The following is a 7,409-nucleotide window of genomic DNA, read 5'->3' on the forward strand; positions in this document are numbered from 1 at the left end:
GGCCGTGGCGCTGTCCGAACAAGGCATTCTCGCCGGGCTGCCGAAAGCCTCCGTCTGGATCGACCTTTCGACCAACAACTTGGAGTGCGAGCGACGCATCCGCGCCGCTGCCACCGACCGGGAGATTGCGTTTCTCGATGCACCGGTTACTGGCGGGATTGAAGGAGCAGCTGCCGGAACCCTGATGATCATGGTCGGCGGCGACAAGCATGTGTTTGCGCGGTGCAAGCCGGTTCTGGAAAAGATTGGCAACCGGATCATGCATCTTGGCCCTCACGGAGCTGGCTACGTGGCCAAGATTTCGCAGGTCGTGCTTTGCTACCTAAACTCGGTGGCGCTGAGTGAGGCGCTGATGCTAGGAGTAATGGGTGGGGTTCCTGCTGCGACCATGCTCGGAATCATCCAAGGCAGCACCGGAGCGAGCTATGTCGCGGACCGCTACGGCCCGGCTATTCTTGACGGAAGTTACGATCACGGCTTCGCGCTCGGCCTTGCACACAAAGATTTGGTCCTGACCCTGGAGCTGGCACGAACTGTCGGCGCCACGTTGCCCATGTGCGAACAGGTTGAGGCGATCTACAAAAAAGCCGTCGATCAGTACGGTTTTGACCAGAACCACCTCATGGCGGTGAAGCTCTTGGAAGAGCAGAATGGCACATTTCTCCGCTCCATTTGACAATAACCGATCGAAAGGAAAACCAATGGCACATGAGATGAAAGCCGAGGACTTCAGCGTCCAGGGCGGCCATGCGAACATCTCCAAGGAAGAGTGGGAAGCGCGAGTCGACCTCGCTGCCCTGTACCGTCTGGCGAATATTTACGGCTATGACGACCTGATCTGGAATCACATCACGATGCGGGTGCCAGGCACCGATCACCAGTTCCTGCTGAACCGCTTCGGCCTGCTTTACAACGAGGTCACGGCGTCGAACCTGATCAAGGTCGACGAGCAGGGTAAGGTTCTATACGGCCCGCCAGACGTCAATACCGCCGGTTTCGTGATCCATTCAGCAATTCACAACACCCATCACGACATGAAGGTGGTGTTCCACAGCCACGCGCCGGCCGGCCTGGCCATCACTGCGCTGCAGGATGGCCTTGAGTTCCTTACCCAGGATGGCTCGATGCTTTGGGGCGACATCGGTTATCATGATTGGGAAGGACTGTCCCTCACACTCGAGGAGCGGGACCGCCTCGCTAAGAACATCGAGGGCAAAAAATGCCTGGTCATGAAGAACCATGGATTCCTCGCGGTGGGTGCTACCGCCGGTGAAGCCTTCATGAATCTTTATTACACGGTCCGTGCCTGCCGCGTGTTAATTGATGCCTATTCTACGGGGCTCAAGCTCGACAAGAGCCGTGAGGACATCTGGCGCCTGGCGCACCGCCAATATGACGATTTCCCGCTCGGCAAATATGAATGGCCCGCCCTGTTGCGCCAGTGCGACCGGGTTGATCCCTCGTACCGTTATTAATCGAACAGCTTGAATCCCCGGCAGGCACTGGCCGGGGTTTCCAGCGCCTACTCGTCTGCAGAAGCCTTGCACGGAGGTCGCATGGCCAGCCCTTGCATCCGCGCGAGCCTATTCTCCTCCCAGGGGCGCCAAAACCATGACCATCCTGTTGAACAACCATGGCTACGACAATGAAAGCTGGCGAAGGGAACTTTGCCGCCAGCTTCCTGAATTGCCTGTCAAAGTGTTCGGTGAACCGATTGATCCCAATGAGGTCGTCTATGCGATGGTCTGGAACCACCCCGCAGGTGACCTTAACCGGTATCCGAATCTCAAGGCAATTTTCTCACTCGGCGCCGGGGCGGAGCACTTCGTGGCAGATCCTACCCTACCCGACGTTCCCGTGATCTTGCTCGCGGATCCGGCCGTCGCCCGCGACATGGCGGCACACGCCCTCTATTGGGTACTGACATTTCACAGGCGTTATGCGGACTATCGATCACAGCAGAAGGACCGGATCTGGCATCGTAAGCAGATCGTCCCCACGAGAGAGTTCCGGGCGGGCGTGTTCGGTTTGGGTCGCATCGGCACGGAAGTCGCTAGCCGCGTTCGCGATTTTGGATACGCTGTCAGCGGGTGGGACCGCAGCGCGCGACAGATCGAAGGGGTCAACTGCTATTTCGGAACGGATTCCCTCCCAGAGTTCCTGAGCCGCATCGATATCGTTATCAACGCCCTCCCACTATCCCCGAAGACGCGGCACTTTCTCGATGAGAAAATATTCTCGGCCATGCCCCCGGGCAGCTTTTTTGTTAACATCAGCCGCGGCGCGGTCGTCTATGACGAGTCCCTGCTTGACGCTCTCGACCGCGGCCATCTCGCCGGCGCCGCGTTAGATGCATTCGCCCAGGAACCGCTTCCTCTGGAGCATCGCTATTGGACTCACCCGCAAGTGTACATCACGCCGCATGTGTCGGGGGCCACATTTGCATCGAGCGCAGTTGATGTAATCGCCAACAACGTGCGCCGTCTTGAGCGCGGTCTTGACGTCGTTCCGCTGTTCAACCGGGAGGCCGGCTATTAATACTATCGGAATAACGCCATGCCCTTGTTTAGGAGCGAAACCGTGTCAGGGCGTGTGTCGCCGGCGTTAGGTCGTGGCGTTTATACACCGAGATACCTTCCGGCCGAAAGATTGCGCGCTTCATGAGGCGCTATCTGATGCGTCTCGCGGAAACACCTCGAAAAATGGGAGGCAGACACGAAACCGCAAGACACCGCAATTTCCAAAACCGGCATCGACGACTGGGCAAGCAGGAGCTTCGCGTGTTCCAACCGCAATTCCCGAAAGTAGCGGCAGGGCGAGCGACCGAGGTCATTGCGGAACAGACGTTCAACCTGGCGCCGCGACAGCCCCGCAGCCGCCGCGAGGTCAGCCATGGTAAGCGGGGTAGCCAAGTTTCTCTGCATCAATTCGATGAGTTTCACGACCGTGGGGTTGATCCTGCCATGCTGACGCAGCAGCGGCAGTCGCTGACGTTCATCGCCAGTTCGGACACGCCCAGCCACAGCAAGCTCCCCAACATTGACTGCGACAGGCTCACCGCAATTCAGTTTTACAAGCTCGACCAACATATCGAAGGCTGCCGTGCCGCCAGCACAGGTCCAGATATCATTGTCGACCTCATAGACGGTCGCCGCCGCCTCTACGCGCATGAACCGCTCCTTGAAGGCCGGCAATTCCTCCCAATGGATGGCGCATTTGCGGTCATTAAGCATACCAGCTTTCGCCAAAGCAGCGACACCGCTTCCAAACCCGCCTATGGCGATCCTGCGCTGCCTGCATTCGCGCAGCCATGCGCTCAGCACTTTGGTTTCACGACCTTCATCAGGCTCATCCCCGCAGATCAGTGCCAGTGCGGGTCGTTCAAGCTGCTGCAGATATCTGCGTTCTTGGGCCAGGTCGGCGTCAGCCGCGACAACAATACCGCAACTGGCCCGCACGGCTTCGCCCCAGTGGGAAACCGTACGCCATCGAAAGGCTTCCCGTGCGGCCGCTTTGTTGGCGAGGCGAAAGACGTCCAGAGCAGACGACAGAGCGAGCAGTTCGAACCCGTGCGCCAAGTAAACGGCGACGGTAACTGGCTCATTGGCGCGAACGGACGCCCAAGCATCGCGGGACCAGTGGTGGACCATGTCAGACTCTCCGCCATGTTCTATCAGCGACACGGCATAACCGGCTCGCGCCCTATTTGAGCGATTGGGAACATCCGCGAAAGGACGTTTGCGTCGGCATGACAGTAGAGTTGCGACAAGGCCCCGGTTCACCCACGAATCAGGCATCAAGGCTTGCACGGGACTCTGCCCCCTTGTCTGTCGGGTTCCTCCTGCTCCATCGGTTTACCCTCGGCGCATTTGCCAACTTCGTCGATGTGCTACGCTTGGCTGCAGACGACGGAGACCGGAGCCGCCCAATCCGCTGCCAGTGGCGCATCATTTCACCCGACATGTCGCCGATCCTGTCCAGCTGCGGCGTTGCAATCTCACCCCATGAAAGGATTGGAGACCTTCGCCGCTTCGACTACCTGGTGGTTGTCGGCGGGGTTCTCGAAGAAGAAACCCTCCTGGTCGACACGCGCTTCGACGACCATCTTCGACACGCTGCCGAGGCAGGCATACCACTCGTAGGGCTGTGTACGGGCTCATTCGTTTTGCGCCGCGCCGGCCTGATGAACGGCTACAAGTGTTGCGTTAGCTGGTTCCACAACTCAGATTTCCTGCGACTTTTTGATGGCCTACAGGCCGTTTCTGACCAAATCTACGTCGTTGATCGAGACCGGCTGACCTGTTCGGGCGGTGCGAGCGCCGCGCATCTCGCCGCCTTTCTCGTCGAGAGGCATCTCGGCAAAGCCCTGGCCGCCAAAAGCTTGCGAATTATGATGTTCAACGAGGCGGCCAAGGGTGAGACGGCGCAACCGACCGGACGCCTTGAGGTTGTCGTTCGTGACGAAGTCCTGAAACGGGCTGTGCTGCTGATGCAACACCACCTGGAGGTCCCCCTGACCATCGCTCGCCTCGCCGGCAAGCTCAAGCTCAGCAGACGGCTGATCGAGCGCCGCTTCCGGTCAGAACTCCGTACCTCTCCACAGGCGATCTACACGCAAATACGGCTCGATCATGCACGTCATCTTTTGCAGAGAACGCCCAAGTCGATTTCCATTATCGCAGTGGAGTGCGGCTTCTGTGATGGGTCGCACCTTAGCCGGGTATTTCGCAGTTACTACCACAAGACGCCTCAAGATTTCCGGTCCGGGAATGGCGTATCGGCGTTATCCCAGGACATCTGCTAGGCATCGCAGATTGGGATAGCATCGACGGCGTCACAGATCGGGACTTGCTTGTGACAAGGGGTATGAGCCTAAGGGATAGTCGTCGACAAAACCTCGCGACGCGCATCGTCTGACACATCAAGGATCACCGCATTGAGATCGAGATTGATGGCCTTTTATGCAGGCGATTGCGGCTCGACCAGCTCGGTTGAGCCTGATATGTCCCGTCCGCACCAGATTCGCTTGCTCGATCATATCCATTGCGGTGGCGGAAATCCTGGCTGAGGCGGGCAGCCCGGCACGGCTGATGCGCGTCGGCAAACGAGCCTGAGAGCGCCGGATCGCTCAGCCCACGCCACATCTAGCAGACAGCGGTTTCGCAGGACAGGTGTTGCCCGGGCAAACCCGCTCTGGCGAGCTAGCAATTCCCGGATCGCGTTGGATTCCTTCACGATTAGTTTAATTCGCACGATCGTTCCTCTGGATCCTGGTCTCGTCTGTGAAGGTGCATCATCGAGAAAGCCGATGTTAGACCGTAATTATATTCGTTAGTTAATGATCCGCTGGTGCGATATTCCTTGTTTTCGGTGCCTGCCTGCTCGGCGGCGAGAGAGCAGATGGCGGTCCGTGTCGAAAGTGCGCCCACGGCGACGTGCCGGATCAACCAAGGGGAAAGCGGCCCGCTGCAAGGGAAACCGCTCAAAGGAAAGGGAGGAACAGATCATGACTGATGCCACAGGCAATGTGAATCGAAGGGCCTTTCTCAAGAACGGCGCAGTGCTCGGCGGGGGAGTTTTCGCCGCGGGCATGCCCTTGTCGCAAGCCATATGGGCGGCCGAGGGCAAGGTGCTCAAGGTGCGTTACGCTAGTGATATCGCCAAGCTTGATCCGGCTTTCTATTCGGGTCCGGTCGATGTGAACGTGGCGAACTGCATTTATTCGAAGCTCACATGTTACAAGCCGGGCTCCGAATGGGGCTGGGAGCTGGAAGCGGCAGAAAAGATCGAGCAGGTCGATCCCACCCATATCCGCTTCAGGTTGAAGAAAGGCATCAAATTTACGGGCAACTACGGTGAACTGACCGCGAGGGATGTCAAGTTCTCTTTCGAGCGCGTGATCAAGCACAATTCGCCGGTCAAGCCTGATTGGGGTTCGTTTGACCATGTTGAAATCGAAGATGACTATACTGGCGTGATCGTGCTCAAGTCGCCCTTTGTTCCGCTCTGGTACACCGCACTGCCCTTTGGCGTTGGCACTATCGTCTCCGAGAATGCCGTGATGAAGGCAACAAAGGACGGCGGTGATTTCGGGATGAAGCCGCCGGCTTTCTCCGGCCCGTATGTGCTCGCCGACTGGAAGCCGAACCAGTATGTGCTTCTGACCCGCAATCCGGACTGGTCGGGTCCGAAGCCTGGCTTTGACGAAATCCGAATTATTCCAATTACCGACGAGAAGTCGGCGGAACGGGCTTATCAAGCTGGTGACATCGATTTCACGCGTGTCAGTCTGGATTCACTTGCGACGTTCAAGAGCAATCCGCCCGCCGAGACCAAGATCGAAGATCATACTTCGCTCTATTACGCCTGGGTCGGCATGAACATGGATCACCCGAAGCTGAAGGACATTAATGTCCGCAAGGCAATCCAATGGGCAATCAATGTGCCGCAGATTCTAGAAGCCGCGTATGGCGGACAGGCGGAGGTTGCGACAGGCGTCATTCCTCCAGGGATCGTCGGGCACCGCGACAAGGCGCTCGTCCCACCGGAAGGCGATCTCGCCGAGGCCAAGGCGTTTCTGGACAAAGCGGGTGTCAGTGGTCTAACCCTGACAATCGACTGTACGAACGATAGCACTAATTCGACCATAGCCCAAACGGTACAAGCGCAATTGTCGCAGATCGGCATCGCGGTTGAGGTCAATGCCCAAGATTCTGGGTCGTTCTGGACGCTTGGCATGGAATCGGAAGGCGCGCGGTGGAAGGACGTACAACTCATTGTCAATGGTTTCTACAGTTTACCAGACCCGTATTACCCGGCGTCCTGGTTTGTGCAAAGTCAAGTAGGTGTGTGGAACTGGGAGCGTTTCCGAAGCGAGCGTTTTGACGAGCTCAGCGGTAAGGCGGTCACCATCAGCGACCCCAACGAGCGGGCGAAGCTTTACTATGAGATGCAGGACCTCATGGAAGACTCCGGCGCCTACCGGTTCCTGACCCATGGGGCCAATCCAGTCATGTTCCGCATCACACAAATGCAGGCCGCAACTACCCCAGATGGGAACCCGCTATACATCAATTTCAAACCAGTTTCGGCTTGAGTTGCGGGTCGGGCGTAGGTATGTGGTTTTATCTCTGTCGGAGGCTGGTCCTGGCGATCGCAATCATTGCGATTGCGGTGACGTTATTGTTTTTGATGATCCGAGCGGTGCCCGGCGATCCTGCCGCGGTTCTACTCGGCCCGCGGGCGACGCCTGAGATGAAGGCGCTGTTGCATCAGCAGATGGGGCTCGACAAGCCGCTTGTCGTGCAGATCGCTACCTTCTTCGGCGGGCTGCTTCATGGCGATCTCGGCTTCGACGTATTCAGCCAGAGGCCTGTTGCCGACATTGTCTTCGAGCAACTGCCTTATAC

The 7,409-nt window shown here is 57.9% G+C and carries 6 protein-coding genes and 1 pseudogene; 6 read left to right on the top strand and 1 reads right to left on the bottom strand.

Annotated elements, in window-relative coordinates:
• The 3 genes from EN914_RS17570 to EN914_RS17580 all read left to right on the top strand — a co-directional run.
• Window positions 1-676: NAD(P)-dependent oxidoreductase (locus EN914_RS17570; protein WP_164778772.1), on the top strand; the 676-nt coding region annotated here is incomplete at its 5' end.
• Between the two features lie 25 nt (window positions 677-701).
• Window positions 702-1,475, top strand: coding sequence for a class II aldolase/adducin family protein (locus EN914_RS17575; RefSeq protein WP_024505669.1), 774 nt, complete (start codon window positions 702-704; stop codon window positions 1,473-1,475).
• A gap of 136 nt (window positions 1,476-1,611) precedes the next feature.
• The gene (locus tag EN914_RS17580) at window positions 1,612-2,538 is read left to right on the top strand and encodes a glyoxylate/hydroxypyruvate reductase A (protein ID WP_024505670.1); all 927 of its coding nucleotides are present in this window, start codon (window positions 1,612-1,614) and stop codon (window positions 2,536-2,538) included.
• Window positions 2,539-2,618: 80 nt separating this feature from the next.
• Here EN914_RS17580 and EN914_RS17585 read toward each other — a convergent pair whose 3' ends face one another.
• Window positions 2,619-3,683: a GlxA family transcriptional regulator gene (locus EN914_RS17585; protein WP_245265425.1), complete on the bottom strand. Its 1,065-nt coding sequence runs from the start codon at window positions 3,681-3,683 to the stop codon at window positions 2,619-2,621.
• Window positions 3,684-3,823: 140 nt separating this feature from the next.
• Between EN914_RS17585 and EN914_RS17590 the strand changes: the two genes are divergently transcribed.
• The 3 genes and pseudogenes from EN914_RS17590 to EN914_RS40140 all read left to right on the top strand — a co-directional run.
• Window positions 3,824-4,804, top strand: a complete 981-nt coding sequence (locus EN914_RS17590) for a GlxA family transcriptional regulator (protein ID WP_245265426.1) — start codon at window positions 3,824-3,826, stop codon at window positions 4,802-4,804.
• Window positions 4,805-5,506: 702 nt separating this feature from the next.
• Window positions 5,507-7,096, top strand: coding sequence for an ABC transporter substrate-binding protein (locus EN914_RS17595; RefSeq protein WP_024505672.1), 1,590 nt, complete (start codon window positions 5,507-5,509; stop codon window positions 7,094-7,096).
• Window positions 7,097-7,116: 20 nt separating this feature from the next.
• Window positions 7,117-7,409: pseudogene (locus tag EN914_RS40140) on the top strand (ABC transporter permease); the annotation flags it as partial.

Source organism: Mesorhizobium sp. M7A.F.Ca.CA.001.08.2.1 (genome assembly GCF_003998455.1).
Classification (GTDB): domain Bacteria; phylum Pseudomonadota; class Alphaproteobacteria; order Rhizobiales; family Rhizobiaceae; genus Mesorhizobium; species Mesorhizobium ciceri.